An 18689-nucleotide genomic window follows, 5' to 3' on the forward strand; every position below is an offset into this window, starting at 1 on the left:
AGGATATGGTTGCGGTCAGAAGTGCGCATTTAAATACTGAGGGGGAATTCGCCCTCGACCAGTGGATCGCCAGTCTCGGTATTGCTAACCCGCAATCATGTCAACGCGTCGCCGAAACCTGGCGCTACTGTGAAGCGCAAACCCAGGGCCATCCCGATCAGTCGCTGCTGCTGTGGCGCGGCATCGAGATGGTCGAAATCCTCTCGATGCTCAGTATGGATATTGAAAGCCTGTGTGCGGCGCTGATCTTCCCGCTGGCTAACGATGAAGTGGTGAGCGAAGAAGATCTGGAAAAAACCATCGGCAAAGGCATTGTCTCGCTGGTGCATGGCGTGCGCGATATGGACGCGATCCGTCAGCTGAAAGCGATTCACAATGACTCGATGGCGTCTGAGCAGGTGGATAACGTCCGCCGGATGCTGCTGGCGATGGTGGAAGATTTCCGCTGCGTGGTGCTCAAACTGGCCGAACGCATCATGAACCTGCGCGAAATGAAAGACGCGCCGGAAGATGAGCGAGTGCTGGCGGCTAAAGAGAGTACCAATATCTATGCGCCGCTGGCCAACCGGCTCGGCATTGGTCAACTGAAGTGGGAGCTGGAAGATTACTGCTTCCGCTATCTGCATCCCGACGAATACAAACGCATCGCCAAACTGCTGCATGAACGACGCATTGACCGTGAGCAGTACATCGACAACTTCGTCAACAATCTGCGTAAAGAGATGGCCAAAGAGGGCGTACGTGCCGAAGTCTATGGCCGGCCGAAGCATATCTACAGTATCTGGCGCAAGATGCAGAAGAAGTCGCTGGCTTTCGATGAGCTGTTCGACGTGCGGGCGGTGCGCATCGTCGCTGAGCGCTTACAGGATTGCTACGGCGCGCTGGGCACGGTCCACACGCTTTATCGTCATCTGCCGAGCGAGTTTGATGACTACGTGGCAAACCCCAAGCCAAATGGCTACCAGTCAATTCACACCGTGGTGTTAGGCCCGCAGGGTAAAACGGTGGAGATCCAGATCCGTACCCGCCAGATGCACGAAGATGCCGAGCTGGGCGTGGCGGCGCACTGGAAATATAAAGAGGGGCCGACTTCCAGCAGCGCACGCGGCGCAGCGGGGCATGAAGAGCGTATCGCCTGGCTGCGTAAGCTGATCAGCTGGCAGGAAGAGATGGCGGATTCCGGTGAACTGCTGGAAGAGGTGCGCAGCCAGGTGTTCGATGACCGGGTGTACGTGTTTACACCGAAAGGGGATGTGGTGGACTTGCCCGCCGGCTCAACGCCGCTCGACTTCGCTTACCACATCCACAGTGACATCGGTCACCGCTGCATCGGCGCAAAAATCGGCGGCCGTATCGTGCCGTTTACCTATCAGCTGCAGATGGGCGATCAGGTTGAAGTGATCACTCAGAAACAGCCGAACCCGAGCCGGGACTGGCTCAACCCTAACCTCGGCTATATCACCACCAGCCGCGGCCGGTCAAAGATTCACAACTGGTTCCGCAAGCAGGATCGCGATAAGAACATCATCGCCGGACGGCAGATTCTGGATAACGAGCTGAATCAGCTGGATATCAGCCTGCGTGAAGCGGAGAAGCTGCTGCTGCCGCGCTATAACGTTACTTCCCTGGAGGAGTTACTGGCGGCGATTGGTGGTGGTGATATTCGCCTTAACCAGATGGTTAATTTCCTGCAGGCCCGGCTCAACAAGCCGAGCGCCGAAGAGCAAGACCGCGAAGCGCTGCGCCAGTTGACCCAGAAGTCCTACACGCCACCGTCGCGCAAAGAGAGCGGGCGCGTGGTGGTCGAGGGCGTGGGCAACCTGATGCACCACATTGCACGTTGCTGCCAGCCGATTCCGGGCGACGATATCGTCGGCTTTATCACTCAGGGACGCGGTATTTCGATTCACCGTGCCGACTGTGACCAGCTGGCTGAGCTGATCTCCCATGCGCCGGAACGCATCGTTGACGCGGTATGGGGTGAAAGTTACTCCAGCGGTTATTCGCTGGTGGTACGGGTGACAGCCAACGATCGCAGCGGGCTGCTGCGCGATATCACCACCATCCTCGCCAATGAAAAAGTCAATGTACTGGGCGTGTCGAGCCGCAGCGATACCAAAAAGCAGCTGGCGACTATCGACATGGATATCGAGATTTATAACCATCAGGTGCTGGGACGGGTACTGGCACGCCTGAATCAGGTCTCTGATATCATCGACGCCCGCCGTTTACACTGATACTACTGGCCGCCGGTCCGGTTTTCGCCGCAGAGGCGAACGGCCGGGCTGGCGTGCTGCACTTCAGGCGCCGTATACGCGCCACCTCAAGACCAACCGCAAAGGATTTTCCTGAATGAACGCCATCGATCGCCTGCTTGGCATTATGAAAACCCTGCGCGATCCGCAACACGGCTGTCCGTGGGATCGTGAGCAGACCTTCGCCACCATCGCCCCGTATACGCTGGAGGAGACCTATGAAGTGCTGGACGCTATCCAGCGCGAGGATTTTGACGATTTGCGCGGCGAACTGGGCGATCTGCTGTTCCAGGTGGTGTTTTATGCCCAGATGGCCAGCGAGCAGGATCGCTTTACCTTCGAGGATATCTGCCACGCCATTAGCGACAAGCTGGAGCGCCGTCATCCACATATTTTTGCTGACGCCAGCGCGGAAACCAGCGGCGAGGTGCTGAAAAACTGGGAAGCGATAAAAACTGCCGAGCGGGCGGAAAAAGCCCAGCATTCGGCGCTGGACGATATTCCCAGAGCATTGCCGGCGCTGATGCGCGCCCATAAAATCCAGAAGCGTTGCCACAATGTCGGCTTTGACTGGGACACGCTGGGGCCGGTGGTCGCCAAAGTGCACGAAGAGATCGATGAAGTGATGCACGAGGCGCAGCAAAGTGTGGTGGACAGCCAGAAGCTGGAGGAGGAGATCGGTGACCTGCTGTTCGCCACGGTGAACCTGTCGCGCCATCTTGGCAGCAAAGCTGAAACCGCGCTGCAAAAGGCTAATGACAAGTTTGAGCGTCGCTTCCGCCAGGTTGAAGCGATCATTGCCGCGCAGGGGCTGAGCATGCCTGGCGCCACGCTGGAACAGATGGAAGCGGCCTGGCAGCAGGTGAAAATCAGCGAGAAATGCTGATTATTCCAGCGCTGTGTATAAAATCGCCGCTTGAGCTTACACGATTCAGCGCGGCGACAACTTTGTGACGTACATCAACATTTCATTAACGGCTATCCGCTATGTTAGCCGCAGCACTGCGTTGGAGGATGGCTGTGATTCATCAATTGTGGCTGATAGCGGTTTCCAGTATACTGTTTTCCCGTCCTGGTTATTCCACCGTCTTTAAACCTAAACTCTCAGGTTCAGCATGACAACGAATTATATTTTTGTGACCGGCGGGGTCGTATCCTCTCTGGGTAAAGGCATTGCCGCAGCCTCCCTCGCAGCCATTCTCGAAGCCCGTGGTCTTAACGTGACCATCATGAAGCTGGACCCGTATATCAACGTGGATCCAGGCACCATGAGCCCGACTCAGCACGGTGAAGTTTTCGTCACTGATGATGGGGCTGAAACCGATCTGGATTTGGGTCACTACGAGCGCTTCATTCGCACTAAAATGTCGCGTCGTAATAACTTCACCACTGGCCGTATCTACTCTGAAGTGCTGCGTAAAGAACGTCGCGGCGACTATCTGGGTGCCACTATTCAGGTGATTCCACACATCACCAACGCCATTAAAGAGCGCATCATTGAAGGCGGCGAAGGCCACGATGTGGTGCTGGTCGAAATCGGCGGCACGGTCGGCGATATCGAATCACTGCCGTTCCTTGAAGCCATTCGTCAGATGGCGGTGGATGTAGGCCGTGAGCACACCATGTATATGCACCTGACGCTGGTGCCGTATATGGCAGCAGCCGGTGAAGTGAAAACCAAACCGACCCAGCACTCGGTCAAAGAGCTGCTCTCTATCGGTATTCAGCCTGACGTGCTGATCTGCCGTTCTGACCGCGCCGTTCCAGCCAACGAACGCGCCAAAATCGCGCTGTTCTGTAACGTGCCGGAAAAAGCGGTTATTTCGCTGAAAGATGTCGATTCGATTTACAAGATCCCGGGCATGCTGAAGTCGCAGGGCCTGGATGACTACATCTGCAAACGCTTCAATCTGAATGCACCGGAAGCCAATCTGGCCGAGTGGGAGCAGGTGATTTACGAAGAAGCCAATCCGGGCGGTGAAGTCACCATCGGGATGGTGGGCAAGTACGTTGAATTGCCGGATGCCTACAAATCGGTGATTGAAGCGCTGAAGCACGGCGGCCTGAAAAATCGCGTCACCGTGAACATCAAACTGATCGACTCGCAGGATGTTGAATCACGCGGTGTCGAATTACTGAAAGATTTGGATGCGATTCTGATTCCTGGTGGCTTCGGTTACCGTGGCGTCGAAGGCAAGCTGATGACCGCGCAGTACGCACGTGAAAATAACGTGCCGTATCTCGGCATCTGTCTTGGCATGCAGGTGGCACTGATGGAGTTCGCCCGTAACGTCGCCGGGATGGAAGGCGCCAACTCCACTGAATTTGTGCCAGACTGTAAATATCCGGTAGTGGCGTTAATTACCGAATGGCGTGACGAAAACGGCAACGTTGAAGTGCGCAGCGAGCAGAGCGATCTGGGCGGCACCATGCGTCTGGGCAGCCAGCAGTGTCAGTTAACGCCGGGCAGCCAGGTTCGCCAGCTGTACGGTTCTGACACCATCGTTGAGCGCCATCGCCATCGTTATGAAGTTAACAACATGCTGCTGAAGCCAATTGAAGCAGCCGGTCTGCGGGTTGCGGGTCGCTCAGGGGATGATCAACTGGTTGAGATTATCGAAATCCCGAACCATCCGTGGTTTGTGGCTTGCCAGTTCCACCCGGAGTTTACCTCGACACCACGTGATGGCCATCCGTTGTTTGCCGGCTTCGTGAAAGCGGCACATGAGCATCAGAAGCGTTTAGCGAAGTAAGATTCACGAGCAGCGCGCGAACTTTTCGCGCGTTGTTTGTCTTAGGATTGACTAACTTGTACTGAGGAAAAACGTAATGTCCAAAATCGTAAAAGTCATCGGTCGCGAAATTATCGACTCACGTGGTAACCCGACTGTTGAAGCAGAAGTGCATCTGGAAGGCGGTTTCGTTGGTCTGGCAGCAGCGCCATCAGGAGCTTCTACTGGTTCACGCGAAGCACTGGAACTGCGTGACGGTGACAAATCTCGTTTCCTGGGCAAAGGCGTGACCAAAGCTGTTGCTGCGGTAAACGGCCCGATTGCTGAAGCGGTAAAAGGCAAAGACGCGAAAGATCAGGCGAACATCGATAAAATCATGATCGACCTGGACGGTACTGAGAACAAATCCAACTTCGGTGCTAACGCCATTCTGGCCGTGTCACTGGCGGCGGCGAAAGCGGCGGCAGCCTCTAAAGGTCAGCCACTGTATGAGCACATCGCTGAACTGAACGGCACCCCAGGCAAATATTCTATGCCACTGCCAATGATGAACATCATCAACGGCGGCGAGCATGCCGATAACAACGTTGATATCCAGGAATTCATGATTCAGCCGGTTGGCGCTTCAAACGTGAAAGAAGCGATCCGTATGGGTTCTGAAGTATTCCATAACCTGGCGAAAGTGCTGAAAAGCAAAGGCATGAGCACTGCGGTAGGTGACGAAGGTGGCTATGCGCCAAACCTGGGTTCCAACGCTGAAGCGCTGGCCGTTATCGCTGAAGCGGTAAAAGCAGCAGGCTACGAGCTGGGCAAAGACATCACGCTGGCGATGGACTGTGCGGCCTCTGAGTTCTACAAAGATGGCAAATACGTGCTGGCCGGTGAAGGCGGTAAAGCCTTTACTTCAGAAGAGTTCACCCACTTCCTGGAAGATCTGACTAAGCAGTATCCGATCGTCTCTATCGAAGATGGCCTGGACGAATCTGACTGGGATGGCTTCGCGTATCAGACTAAAGTTCTGGGCGACAAAATCCAGCTGGTGGGTGATGACCTGTTCGTGACCAACACCAAAATCCTGAAAGAAGGTATCGAAAAAGGTATCGCTAACTCCATTCTGATCAAATTCAACCAGATCGGTTCTCTGACCGAAACGCTGGCAGCGATCAAAATGGCGAAAGACGCGGGCTACACTGCCGTGATCTCTCACCGTTCAGGCGAAACCGAAGATGCAACCATCGCTGACCTGGCGGTAGGTACTGCAGCGGGCCAGATCAAAACCGGTTCAATGAGCCGTTCTGACCGTGTTGCTAAGTACAACCAGCTGATCCGTATCGAAGAAGCGCTGGGTTCTAAAGCGCCATTCAACGGTCTGAAAGAAGTTAAAGGTCAGTAATGACTGTGCGTTGATGTCGCGTTAAGTGACATTATCGGCCTCTGAAGCCCCGCCTTGTGCGGGGCTTTTTTGTTGGTGGCGGTGTGCGGACGCGGATGGCAAGGCCCGATCGCAAAGACGCAAAAGCGTCATCCCTGCCGGCTCGGCCCGCGTGATTACACACCTCATCCCTGAGGTGCGCCCGTTACCGGGCCAACGCTTTGCGTTGTTCAAAAACGCTCCCGGCATTTTTGTCCCTTGCGCGGGACGCTTTGTTATTCGATCCTTGCCATCCACCTTTTGAGCCTGTTAGCCGTCTGAAGTCTCTCTTTGTGACGTTTTAGCTTTTGTCCGGCGCGGAGAAAAGGCACAACGCGTGGTTGAGCTGCGCGGCAAATCTGCCATAATCAGCGCCCTGTTTTTTTCAAGCGAGTCCGTAATGCAATACCCGATTAACGAAATGTTCCAGACGCTACAGGGCGAAGGTTTTTATACCGGCGTACCCGCCATCTTCATCCGCTTACAGGGATGTCCGGTGGGCTGTAGCTGGTGTGATACTAAACATACCTGGGAAAAGCGGGCGGATCGGGAAACGTCGCTGGGCGATATTTTAATTAAAACCGTGGAAAGTGATGCCTGGGGCGATGCCGATGCGGCAACCTTGCTGAACGCCATCCAGCAGCAGGGCTGGACCGCGCGCCATGTGGTGATCACCGGCGGTGAACCGGCGATTTACGATCTGCGTCCGTTAACCACGGTGCTGGAGCAGCACGGCTTCCAGTGCCAGATAGAGACCAGCGGCACCCATGAGATCCGCTGTTCTGAACAGACCTGGGTGACGGTTTCACCCAAGGTTAATATGCGTGGCGGCTACGATGTGCTGCCGCAGGCGCTGGTTCGGGCCGATGAAATCAAACATCCGGTGGCGCGCCAGCGTGATGTCGAGGCCCTTGATGCGCTACTGGCCGGCCTTGATGACGCGAAACCGCGCATCATTGCCTTACAGCCGATCAGCCGCAAAGATGAAGCGACCCGACTCTGTATCGAGACCTGCATTGCGCGCAACTGGCGTTTGTCGATGCAAACCCACAAATATCTCAATATCGCCTGACAGAAGCGGGCGGTATGCAGCGGCACCTCAGCCATGGGGTGACCGGGCAGGCGTGCGGTCCGCAGGGGAGTTAACCGTTTCGGGGAATCAGGGGAGCAGCAGCGCCGGATCGAAGGGTTCGATCCGACAGCGTTAACCGCGGTAGACGCAACCGGCAGTACAGGTCTCTTTGATCATCACTGCGCTGAGCAGCGGCAGGCGAGGCTTCATCTGATCCCAAATCCATTTTGCCAGCACTTCGCTGGTCGGGTTTTCCAGCCCAGGAATATCATTGAGATAGTAGTGGTCGAGACGATCGTAGACCGGCTTAAACGCCGCTTTCAATTCGGCAAAGTCGATCACCCAACCGGTGTGCGCATCCACTTCGCCGGTAATCTCCAGACGAACCAGGAAGGAATGACCGTGCAGACGACCGCATTTGTGTCCGGCCGGCACGTTAGGTAAATGGTGTGCGGCTTCGAACTGGAACTCTTTAAATAAAGTGGTAGACATAGTGGTTCTCAGACATTAAAAAACCGCTAAATTCTACCTGATAACCGTATTTTTCGCACTCAGATCACACAATGCGCCCGCGTTGTGGCCCATTTCCTTCCCCGGTCCCAGCTAATTAACTGATATATCGCCGCTTTACTTACCACTTTTGCCGATTAATCCTACCAGGAAAACCATTTAGTCATTTTGGTTATTTGATATGTCGAAGGTGTATTTAATCGTTAATATACGGGCCGGTAACCTACGCACTCTTCCGCCATTTTACGGTCCGGACTTCTGATACTGGAATTTTTAACGCGATGACGACTCAGGCACCAGGTTCACTGCTTCCGCTCTCCCCGGAACAACTCGCTCGCTTACAGGCGGCGACGACCGATTATTCCCCCACCCAGCTGGCGTGGCTGTCAGGTTATTTCTGGGGCAGGGTAGAACAGACCCCGGGTAACGCAGTGGCCAGCGCCCCGGCACCGGCCGCAGCAGAAGCGCCAGCGATTACGTTGCTCTCGGCTTCGCAAACCGGCAATGCCCGCCGCCTGGCTGAACAGTTGCGTGATGACCTGCAGGCAGCCAGACTGAATGTAAACCTGGTGAATGCCGGCGATTATAAATTCAAACAAATCGGTCAGGAAAAGCTGCTGGTCGTGGTGACCTCCACCCAGGGTGAAGGGGAGCCGCCGGAAGAGGCGGTGGCGCTGCATAAGTTCCTGATGTCGAAAAAGGCCCCGAAAATGGATGGCACCGCGTTTGCGGTGTTTGGCCTGGGCGACACCTCTTATGAGTTTTTCAGCAAAGCAGGCAAAGATTTTGACAGCCGGCTGGCGGAACTGGGCGCAGAGCGGTTGCTGGATCGGGTGGATGCTGACGTTGAGTATGCCGATCAGGCCACGGCCTGGCGCAGTACGCTGACAGAGATTTTAAAGCAGCGCGTGCCGACCGAATCACCGAAGCAGGCCGCCGCCACTGCCGCGGGCAGCGTCAATGAAGTCACTACCAGCCCGTACACCAAAGAGGCGCCGCTCAGCGCCACGCTGGCGGTGAACCAGAAAATTACCGGTCGCGATTCTGACAAAGATGTCCGCCACATCGAAATCGATCTTGGTGAGTCAGGTCTGCGCTACCAGCCCGGCGATGCGCTGGGTGTCTGGTATGAAAACGATAGCGCCCTGGTCAGCGAACTGCTGGAACTGGTCTGGCTGAAAGGGGACGAGCCGGTTGAGGTACAGGGCGCGACCCTGCCGCTGGCCGAAGCGCTGCAAAAACATTTTGAGCTGACGGTTAATACGGCGCAGATCGTCGCGCAGTATGCCCAGCTGTCGCGCGATGCCGAGCTGCTGGCGCTGGTCGATGATAAAGCCCGGCTGCAACAGTATGCGCAGCGCTATCCGATTGTTGACATGATCCGGCTGGCGCCGGCGGAACTGAGTGCAGCGCAGCTGACCTCACTACTGCGTCCCCTGACGCCGCGGCTCTACTCCATCGCTTCTTCGCAGGCGGAAACCGATACTGAAGTGCATATCACCGTCGGTGCAGTACGCTTTGATATTGAAGGTCGCCAGCGCGGCGGCGGCGCCTCAACCTGGCTGGCCGATCGGGTCGAAGAAGAGGGCGAAGTGCGGGTGTTTATCGAGCACAACGATAATTTCCGCCTGCCCGCTAACCCGGACGCACCGGTGATCATGATTGGACCAGGCACCGGCATCGCGCCGTTCCGCGCCTTTATGCAGCAGCGCGAAAACGACGGTGCCAGCGGCAAAAACTGGCTGTTCTTTGGCAATCCACACTTCACCGATGATTTCCTCTATCAGGTGGAGTGGCAGAAATATGTGAAAGAGGGTCTGCTGACCCGAATCGATCTGGCCTGGTCACGCGATCAGGCAGAGAAGGTGTACGTACAGGATAAGATCCGCGCCAACGGAGCGGAAGTGTGGCGCTGGATGCAGGAAGGCGCGCACCTTTACGTCTGCGGCGATGCGAATCGCATGGCGAAGGACGTTGAGCAGGCATTACTGGATGTGGTGGTCGAGCACGGCGGAATGGATCGTGAAGCGGCCGACGAATTTTTAAGTGAGCTGCGCATTGAGCGCCGTTATCAGCGAGACGTTTACTAATGAGCGAAAAACACCCTGGACCGCTGGTTGTAGAAGGCAAATTAGCCGACGCTGAGCGCCTGAAGAAGCAGAGTAACTATCTGCGCGGCACCATTCGTGAAGATCTCGAAGAGGGCCTGACCGGCGGCTTTACCGGCGACAACTTCCTGCTGATCCGTTTTCACGGTATGTACCAGCAGGACGACCGCGATATTCGTGCCGAGCGTGCTGAGCAGAAGCTTGAGCCGCGTCATGCGATGATGCTGCGCTGCCGTCTGCCGGGCGGGATTATTACCCCAACGCAGTGGCTGGCGATTGACAAGTTTGCCATCGAGAAGACCCTGTATGGCAGCATCCGTCTGACCAACCGTCAGACCTTCCAGTTTCACGGCATTCTGAAAAAGAACGTTAAACCGACTCACCAGATGCTGCATGAAGTTGGACTGGATGCACTGGCAACCGCCAACGATGTTAACCGCAACGTGCTTTGCACCTCTAACCCGGTGGAGTCGGAACTGCATCAGGAAGCGTACGAGTGGGCGAAAAAACTCTCTGAGCACCTGCTGCCGCGGACCCGTGCCTACGCTGAGATCTGGTGGGATCAGGAGAAAGTCGCTACCACCGATGAAGAACCAATCCTCGGTGAGACCTATCTGCCGCGTAAATTTAAAACTACCGTGGTGATCCCACCGCATAACGATGTGGATCTGCACGCCAACGATCTTAACTTCATCGCCGTGGCCGAGAAGGGCAAGCTGGTGGGCTTCAACCTGCTGGTCGGTGGTGGACTGTCGATTGAGCACGGTAACAAAGCCACTTACGCCCGTACCGCCAGCGAGTTTGGTTATTTCCCGCTGGAGAAGATCCTTGATGTGGCCGAAGCGGTGGTGACCACCCAGCGCGACTGGGGTAACCGCACCGATCGTAAGAATGCCAAAACCAAATACACCCTGGAACGTGTCGGCGTTGATACCTTCAAAGCGGAAGTGGAGAAGCGGGCTGGCGTCACCTTTGAACCGATTCGTCCATACGAATTCACTACCCGTGGCGATCGGATTGGCTGGATTAAAGGCATCGACAATAAATGGCACCTGACGCTGTTTATTGAGAATGGTCGTCTGCTGGACTATCCCGACCGTCCGCTGAAAAGCGGTGTGGCCGAGATTGCCAAAATCCACCAGGGCGATTTCCGCCTGACGGCCAACCAGAACCTGATTGTGGCGGGCGTGCCGGAAAGCGAGAAAGCGAAGATTGAAGCGATTGCCCGTGCGCATGGGCTGATGGAAAACGTCTCGGCGCAACGTGAGAACTCAATGGCCTGCGTCGCGTTCCCGACCTGTCCGCTGGCGATGGCTGAAGCTGAACGTTTCCTGCCTGCCTTCGTGACCAAAGTCGAAGCGATCATGCACGGTCACGGCGTGGGTGATGAGCACATAGTGTTACGCGTTACCGGTTGTCCCAACGGCTGCGGCCGTGCCATGCTGGCTGAACTCGGTCTGGTTGGCAAAGCGCCAGGCCGCTACAACCTGCATATCGGCGGCAATCGCATCGGCACACGCATTCCGCGGATGTACCGTGAAAACATTAACGAAAACGAAATTCTCGCCACCATTGATGAACTGGTGGGACGCTGGGCCAAAGAGCGCCATGCCGCTGAAGGCTTTGGTGACTTCGTGATCCGCGCGGGCATCGTTGCGCCTGTGCTGGACCCGGCGCGCGATTTCTGGGAGGAGGCAAAATGAGTCAGATTGACCTCGCAGCACTGAATGAAATGTCCAAAGTCCAGCGCGCGATGGCGCTGGCGGCCACCAATGCGCAGCTGGAGAAGTCGTCTGCTGAAGCGCGTGTGAGCTGGGCGCTGGAGAATCTGCCGGGCGCCTATGTGCTCTCCTCCAGCTTCGGCATTCAGGCGGCGGTGTCACTGCATATGGTGACGCGTCAGCAGCCCGATATCCCGGTGATCCTCACCGATACCGGCTACCTGTTCCCGGAAACCTATCGCTTTATTGATGAGCTGGCAGACCAGCTCAATCTTAACCTCAAGGTGTTCCGTGCTGAGACCTCACCGGCCTGGCAGGAAGCGCGCTACGGCAAGCTGTGGGAGCAGGGCGTTGAGGGAATTGAGAAGTACAACGACATCAATAAAGTGGAACCGATGAATCGTGCACTGGAAACGCTCGGTGCGCAGACCTGGTTTGCTGGCCTGCGTCGCGATCAGTCCGGCAGCCGGGCCAATCTGCCGGTGCTCGGCGTGCAGCGCGGGGTGTTTAAGCTGCTGCCGATCATCGACTGGGATAACCGCCAGATTCATCAGTATCTGCAGCAGCACAATCTGAAATACCATCCGCTGTGGGACAAGGGCTATCTGTCGGTAGGCGATACCCACACTACCCGCAAATGGGAGCCCGGGATGGCAGAAGAAGAGACGCGCTTTTTCGGCCTCAAGCGCGAGTGCGGTCTGCACGAAGGGTAACGGTTTTGTGTCCGGCTTCTCTGCGGTTATGCCGCCAGAGAAGCCGGTTGTTTACAGATCTTTCAGGCCCGCAAACTCGGTCGCCGCCCGCGTAACGTTCACGCGGGTCACCGTGTAGTGCGCCACCGCAACAAACGGATCTTCCGCCAGCAGCGCATCCAGCTGCTCGCGCGGCATCTCTTTCAGCAGCAGTAACCCGCCGGTCCGCGGATCTTTGCGTCCCGCTGCGATCACTGCTCCAGCATCAAAATAGCGATCCAGCCATGCAATATGCGCTGCCAGCAACGCTTCTACTTCTTCCATCGGACGAAAATAATCGAGAGACACGACGTACATAACCGTTCCTTAGACTTTAGGGTTAGTGAGCTCACTCAGCAGCGGCAGCAAAACGTTAACGCTGTCGCGGGTGCGGACGGTAATCCGGCCGGGCAGCCAGCGGTCGAGGTAACTGAGGTTATCCCGATCGGTCTGATGTCGGGTGGTACCCTCAGGAAAATGGCTGCTGCGATGACGCTGCTGCGCCCCGTCCTGGTTGCCCAGCGTCCAGTTGCTGGCCGTCACGTCAAGCAGCGGAAAGCCCGCTTTATCAAAGGCGTTCAGGCCGTCGGCATCCTTGCGGTTTAACTGATGACTGGCGGCAGAAATACCGTGCTGGCGCGCCAGTAGTAGGGCGCGTTCGCTGGTCTGCTTGCGTACCGCTCGTGGCGTATTCATTCCGCTATTGAAATAGAGGTGATCGCCGGTAATCAGGCTGTTGAGATCGATCACCAGCAGGGTGTTCTTCTTCTCTCTGGCGCTCATCCGTTCAACGTAATCGTCCATACCGTGCATCTCCGCCTCACCGGCACTGAGCGCCACGAAGCGCACGCCGTAGTGCAGTGGTCGCTGACTGAGCTGTTGCGCCAGTTCCAGCATCACGCCGAGGCCTGAGGCGTTATCATCCGCCCCCTGCAGGCGAAGGCCGCCGAGGTTCTGGTTAGTCTGACTGCTGTTGTGCGGCGTCCAGGTATCCAGATGCGCGACGATCAGAATCTCCTGCGGTTCACTGCCGGCGCGGGCCGCAATCACCGAGGTCGCCGTCAGCTTACGCCAGCGTAACTTGCCGTCGTTTTCCTGCCAGTTATAGCCGGTGTTGAACTGCCGGGTATTGGTCTTGAAACCGAGTGCGGTAAATTGCTGTTGCAGATAGTCGGCCGCCATCAGTTCGGCTGGACTGCCGGTCATCCGGCCAGGGAACCAGGTGGCGATGTGGCGAACCTGCTGTTCGGCAAAGTGGCCGGGCTGGCTGGCAAGTGCCAGCGGGGAAATTAGCGCGCCAATTAAAACCGCCGCCGCCCTCAATCGGAGGGAAGAAAACATAGTGCATCCTTTTTCATTTTTCAGATACCGGTCCGGCATGCTGCACCGGGCCCGTCATGCCGGGCGCTATTATAGCCTTTTTGCTGCGGTGCACTATCGGCAGAATCAGGCCGGCTGGCGTAGCGAACGGCGCTTCGGCTGGCCATTGTCTGTTTTTGATGGAGGACGGCCAGTTTTTTGCGGCCTCCGCCAGCCGATAATCTGTGAGCACGGTCACGGATAACCCATTAATTATCCGTCGTTAAGATCAAATTGTTCTGTGCTTAGCGGGGCCGTTATTCCATTCGGTAACTACTCATTCCAATTCGTAATTTCATCTGGATAAACTCAGGGACGTATAGTCGCGTTAACGCAAAGTTACAACACTAAGGTTAACGTGGACTATCTGCCCCTTTTTGCCGATCTCTCTGGCCGCCCGGTTCTGGTTGTCGGCGGTGGAGATATCGCAGCGCGAAAAATTGAACTGCTGCGTCGTGCGCGCGCGCGCGTGCAGATTGCCGCGCGCGAACTCTGCCCTGAACTGCAGGCGCTGCTCGAGACGCAGCAGCTGGAGTGGCTGGCGACCGCGTTTGATCCTGCCCAGCTCGACGGCGTCTTCCTGGTGATCGCCGCCACCGATGACAATGCCCTCAACGCGGCGGTCTTCGAGGCTGCCAACGCGCGCCAGAAGCTGGTGAACGTGGTGGACGATCAACCGAAATGCAGCTTTATCTTCCCCTCGATTGTTGACCGCTCACCGCTGGTGGTCGCGATCTCCTCCAGCGGCACTGCGCCGGTGCTGGCGCGTATGCTGCGTGAAAAATTGGAGACGCTACTGCCCGCTAACCTCGGCCAGATGGCTGAGGTGGCCGGACAGTGGCGTGACAAAGTTAAACAGCGTTTTCACCGCATGTCTGACCGCCGCCGTTTCTGGGAGCGGGCATTCAACGGCCTGTTTGCCAGCCAGATGTCGGCTGGCAATGTGGATGAGGCGAAACGCACGCTGGACCGTGAGCTGCTCGATGAACCAGGCCGACAGGGTGAAATTATTCTGGTGGGGGCCGGTCCGGGCGACAGCGGTCTGCTGACGCTGCGCGGCCTGCAGGTGATGCAACTGGCCGATGTGGTGCTGTATGACCATCTGGTCAGTGACGAGGTGCTGGAGCTGGTTCGCCGCGATGCCGATCGCATCTGCGTCGGTAAACGGGCGGGTGCGCATTCGGTGCCGCAGGAAGAGACCAATCAGATGCTGGTTAAGCTGGCGCTGCAGGGCAAGCGGGTTGTGCGCCTCAAGGGGGGCGATCCGTTTATCTTTGGCCGCGGCGGCGAAGAGCTGCAGGCGGCACAGCAGGCTGGCATTCCGTTCCAGGTGGTGCCGGGCGTCACCGCCGCCGCCGGAGCCACCGCTTACGCCGGTATTCCGCTGACTCACCGCGATTACGCGCAGAGCGTGATGTTTATTACCGGTCATTGTCGTCCGGATGGTGACGACATTGACTGGCCGTCGCTGGCGCGTGCGCGTCAGACGCTGGCGATCTATATGGGCACGGTGAAGGCGGCGCTGATTAGCGAAGCGCTGATTCAGCACGGCCGCGCGCCGTCGACGCCGGTGGCGGTGATCAGCCGCGGCACCCGTCAGGATCAACAGGTAGTGACCGGTACCTTAGAACAACTCGAGGCGCTGGCCGCCTCGGCACCCACTCCGGCACTGCTGGTGATCGGAGAAGTGGTCAATTTGCACGGGCAACTCGCCTGGTTTCAACATTCGGCACAGCAGGGGGCTCGCGAGTCCGCCGTTGTCAATCTGGCTTGAGGGAAAATCATGGACCAAAAACGACTCACTCATCTGCGTCAGCTGGAGGCGGAGAGTATCCACATCATTCGCGAAGTGGCGGCGGAGTTCAGCAACCCGGTGATGATGTACTCAATCGGTAAAGACTCCTCAGTGATGCTGCACCTGGCGCGTAAAGCCTTTTATCCTGGCACGCTGCCGTTCCCGCTGCTGCATGTGGACACCGGCTGGAAATTCCGCGAAATGTACGAGTTTCGCGATCGCACCGTCAAAGCGATGGGCGCGGAGCTGCTGGTTCACCGCAACCCGGAAGGGGTGGCGATGGGCATTAACCCGTTTGTGCACGGCAGCGCCAAACATACCGACATCATGAAAACCGAAGGGCTGAAGCAGGCGCTGAACAAATACGGTTTTGATGCTGCTTTCGGTGGCGCACGTCGTGATGAAGAGAAGTCGCGCGCTAAAGAGCGTATCTACTCGTTCCGTGACCGCTTCCATCGCTGGGACCCTAAAAACCAGCGTCCGGAGCTGTGGCACAACTACAACGGCCAGATCAACAAGGGCGAAAGCATCCGCGTTTTCCCGCTGTCGAACTGGACTGAACTGGATATCTGGCAGTACATCTTCCTGGAAAACATTGAGATCGTGCCGCTTTACCTCGCCGCACCGCGTCCGGTACTGGAACGCGATGGCATGCTGATGATGATCGATGACGATCGTATCAACCTGCAGCCGGGTGAAGTGATCAAACAGCGCATGGTGCGTTTCCGTACTCTCGGCTGCTGGCCGCTAACCGGCGCGGTGGAATCTGAGGCGCAGACGCTGCCGGAGATCATTGAAGAGATGCTGGTCTCCACCACCAGTGAGCGTCAGGGTCGGGTGATCGACCGCGATCAGTCCGGTTCGATGGAACTGAAAAAACGTCAGGGTTATTTCTAAGGAGACGCCAGATGAATACCGTAATTGCACAACAGATTGCCGACCAGGGCGGCGTTGAAGCCTGGCTGACCGCACAACAACACAAGAGCCTGCTGCGTTTTCTCACCTGCGGCAGCGTCGATGATGGCAAAAGCACCCTGATTGGTCGCCTGCTGCATGACACCCGTCAGATCTATGAAGATCAGCTCTCTTCGCTGCATAACGACAGTAAGCGTCACGGCACCCAGGGCGAAAAGCTCGATCTGGCGCTGCTGGTAGACGGTCTGCAGGCGGAGCGGGAACAGGGCATCACCATTGATGTGGCCTATCGCTATTTCTCTACCGAAAAGCGCAAGTTTATCATTGCCGATACTCCGGGCCACGAGCAGTACACCCGTAACATGGCGACCGGTGCGTCAACCTGCGATCTGGCGATCCTGCTGATTGATGCGCGTAAAGGGGTGCTGGATCAGACCCGTCGTCACAGCTTTATCTCGACGCTGCTGGGCATCAAACACCTGGTGGTGGCGATCAACAAGATGGACCTGGTGGATTACAAACAGGATATCTTCGAGCAAATCAAACAGGATTATCTCGATTTTGCCGCCCAGCTGCCGGAAGATCTCGATATTCGCTTTGTGCCGATGTCGGCGCTGGAAGGGGATAACGTGGCGTCAGCCAGCCAGACCATGCCATGGTACAGCGGCCCGACGTTGCTTGACGTGCTGGAGACGGTTGAACTGAAGCGGGTGGTGGATCATCAGCCGATGCGTTTCCCGGTACAGTACGTTAACCGTCCGAACCTCGATTTCCGTGGCTATGCCGGTACGCTGGCGTCGGGCAGCGTGCAGGTCGGGCAGCGGGTCAAAGTGCTGCCATCTGGTGTCGAATCCAGCATTGCCCGCATTGTGACCTTTGATGGCGATCTGCAGGAAGCCGGGGCCGGTGAAGCGATTACGCTGGTGCTGCAGGATGAGATTGATATCAGCCGTGGCGATCTGCTGGTGGATGCCAGCGCTGAGCTGAGTGCCGTCCAGTCCGCCAGCGTGGACGTGGTCTGGATGGCAGAGCAGCCGTTGCAGGCTGGCCAGAGCTACGACGTGAAAATCGCCGGCAAGAAAGCGCGTGGCCGGGTTGAGAAAGTGCTGCATCAGGTGGAGATCAACTCGCTGGAAACGCGCCATGTCGATTCGCTGCCGCTCAACGGCATTGGCCTGATTGAGATGACCTTTGATGAGCCGATGGTGCTCGACAGCTATCAACAGAACCCGGTGACCGGCGGCATGATCTTTATCGATCGCCTGAGCAACGTCACCGTGGGTGCCGGCATGATCCATCAGCCGAAACAGGATGCGCCGACCCATCAAGGGCAGTTCAGCGCCTTCGAGCTGGAACTGAATGCGCTGGTGCGCCGTCATTTCCCACACTGGAACGCGCGCGATCTGCTGGGCGGTCAATAATGGCCGGCCACGATGATAATGTGGTGTGGCATGACCATCCGGTGACCCGCGCCGCACGTGAACAGCAGCATGGCCATCAGGGCGTGGTGCTGTGGTTTACCGGGCTGTCTGGCTCGGGAAAATCAACCGTGGCGGGCGCGCTGGAGCAGGCGCTGCATCGCATTGGCGTCAGCACCTACCTGCTGGATGGCGACAATGTGCGTCACGGGCTGTGCCGCGATCTCGGCTTCAGCGATGACGATCGCAAAGAGAACATTCGTCGGGTCGGCGAAGTGGCGAAACTGATGGTGGACGCCGGACTGGTGGTGCTGACCGCCTTTATTTCGCCGCACCGCGCTGAGCGTCAGATGGTGCGCGATCTGCTGGAACCGGGCCAGTTTATTGAGGTGTTTGTCGATACGCCGCTGGCGGTATGCGAAGCGCGCGATCCCAAGGGACTCTATCGCAAAGCACGCGCTGGTGAACTGCGTAATTTCACCGGTATCGATAGCGTATACGAGGCGCCAGAAAGCCCGGATATCCAGCTGGAGGGCGAACAATTGGTTACAAAACTTGCCGCCCAATTGTTAGACCTGCTGCGTGACCGCGATATCATCAGATCCTGAACAGACAGCGGCAAATCGAAGCTGATTTGCCGCCTTCGCGTCAACAGGACCCCT

15 protein-coding genes are annotated in these 18689 nt (G+C 57.0%); 12 read left to right on the plus strand and 3 right to left on the minus strand.

Features of this window, described 5'->3' with window-relative positions; translation table 11 throughout:
- Window positions 1-5 precede the first annotated feature (5 nt).
- From relA to queE, 5 genes are all read left to right on the plus strand, one after another.
- Window positions 6-2237: a GTP diphosphokinase gene (relA, locus tag ABIB18_RS15970; protein WP_031374734.1), complete on the plus strand. Its 2232-nt coding sequence runs from the start codon at window positions 6-8 to the stop codon at window positions 2235-2237.
- Between the two features lie 115 nt (window positions 2238-2352).
- Window positions 2353-3141, plus strand: coding sequence for a nucleoside triphosphate pyrophosphohydrolase (gene mazG, locus ABIB18_RS15975; protein WP_031374735.1), 789 nt, complete (start codon window positions 2353-2355; stop codon window positions 3139-3141).
- 229 nt (window positions 3142-3370) lie between these two features.
- Complete coding sequence (gene pyrG, locus ABIB18_RS15980; RefSeq protein ID WP_031374736.1) at window positions 3371-5008, plus strand: glutamine hydrolyzing CTP synthase; 1638 nt, start codon at window positions 3371-3373, stop codon at window positions 5006-5008.
- Window positions 5009-5084: 76 nt separating this feature from the next.
- Complete coding sequence (gene eno, locus ABIB18_RS15985; RefSeq protein ID WP_069728892.1) at window positions 5085-6380, plus strand: phosphopyruvate hydratase; 1296 nt, start codon at window positions 5085-5087, stop codon at window positions 6378-6380.
- 418 nt (window positions 6381-6798) lie between these two features.
- Complete coding sequence (gene queE, locus ABIB18_RS15990) at window positions 6799-7470, plus strand: 7-carboxy-7-deazaguanine synthase QueE (RefSeq protein WP_031374738.1); 672 nt, start codon at window positions 6799-6801, stop codon at window positions 7468-7470.
- A 132-nt stretch (window positions 7471-7602) separates the two neighbouring features.
- On the opposite strand, the gene queD is transcribed toward queE, so the two are convergent.
- Complete coding sequence (gene queD, locus ABIB18_RS15995) at window positions 7603-7962, minus strand: 6-carboxytetrahydropterin synthase QueD (protein ID WP_069728893.1); 360 nt, start codon at window positions 7960-7962, stop codon at window positions 7603-7605.
- Between the two features lie 299 nt (window positions 7963-8261).
- On the opposite strand from queD, the gene cysJ reads away from it, so the two are divergent.
- Genes cysJ through ABIB18_RS16010 form a run of 3 tightly spaced genes read left to right on the plus strand, consistent with a single transcriptional unit; the run spans window position 8262 to window position 12522 of the window.
- On the plus strand, window positions 8262-10070 hold the full coding sequence (gene cysJ / locus ABIB18_RS16000) for an NADPH-dependent assimilatory sulfite reductase flavoprotein subunit (protein ID WP_354474781.1): 1809 nt from the start codon (window positions 8262-8264) through the stop codon (window positions 10068-10070).
- Window positions 10070-11791, plus strand: a complete 1722-nt coding sequence (gene cysI / locus ABIB18_RS16005; RefSeq protein WP_354474783.1) for an assimilatory sulfite reductase (NADPH) hemoprotein subunit — start codon at window positions 10070-10072, stop codon at window positions 11789-11791. The genes cysJ and cysI overlap by 1 nt, the downstream gene beginning before the upstream one ends.
- On the plus strand, window positions 11788-12522 hold the full coding sequence (locus ABIB18_RS16010) for a phosphoadenylyl-sulfate reductase (RefSeq protein WP_354474785.1): 735 nt from the start codon (window positions 11788-11790) through the stop codon (window positions 12520-12522). The genes cysI and ABIB18_RS16010 overlap by 4 nt, the downstream gene beginning before the upstream one ends.
- Window positions 12523-12573: 51 nt before the next feature.
- Here ABIB18_RS16010 and ABIB18_RS16015 read toward each other — a convergent pair whose 3' ends face one another.
- Complete coding sequence (locus tag ABIB18_RS16015; protein ID WP_031374742.1) at window positions 12574-12858, minus strand: YciI family protein; 285 nt, start codon at window positions 12856-12858, stop codon at window positions 12574-12576.
- 9 nt (window positions 12859-12867) lie between these two features.
- Window positions 12868-13881 (minus strand): aminopeptidase, encoded by a 1014-nt coding sequence (locus tag ABIB18_RS16020; RefSeq protein ID WP_354474788.1) that lies wholly within the window; start codon window positions 13879-13881, stop codon window positions 12868-12870.
- 376 nt (window positions 13882-14257) lie between these two features.
- Here ABIB18_RS16020 and cysG point away from each other — a divergent pair, with 376 nt between their 5' ends.
- The 4 genes from cysG to cysC are packed head-to-tail and all read left to right on the plus strand — an operon-like array spanning window position 14258 to window position 18635.
- Entirely contained in the window at window positions 14258-15673 is a 1416-nt protein-coding gene (gene cysG / locus ABIB18_RS16025; protein WP_046289599.1) for a siroheme synthase CysG, read from the plus strand.
- Window positions 15674-15682: 9 nt separating this feature from the next.
- Window positions 15683-16591, plus strand: coding sequence for a sulfate adenylyltransferase subunit CysD (gene cysD / locus ABIB18_RS16030; protein WP_031374746.1), 909 nt, complete (start codon window positions 15683-15685; stop codon window positions 16589-16591).
- Window positions 16592-16602: 11 nt separating this feature from the next.
- Window positions 16603-18030 (plus strand): sulfate adenylyltransferase subunit CysN, encoded by a 1428-nt coding sequence (gene cysN, locus ABIB18_RS16035; RefSeq protein WP_031374747.1) that lies wholly within the window; start codon window positions 16603-16605, stop codon window positions 18028-18030.
- Window positions 18030-18635 carry an adenylyl-sulfate kinase gene (cysC, locus tag ABIB18_RS16040; RefSeq protein ID WP_031374748.1) on the plus strand — a complete coding sequence of 202 codons (606 nt, stop codon included), beginning with the start codon at window positions 18030-18032 and terminating at the stop codon, window positions 18633-18635. The genes cysN and cysC overlap by 1 nt, the downstream gene beginning before the upstream one ends.
- Window positions 18636-18689 lie beyond the last annotated feature (54 nt).

The organism is Pantoea sp. UYEF8, from assembly GCF_040546285.1.
GTDB lineage: Bacteria > Pseudomonadota > Gammaproteobacteria > Enterobacterales > Enterobacteriaceae > Pantoea > Pantoea brenneri.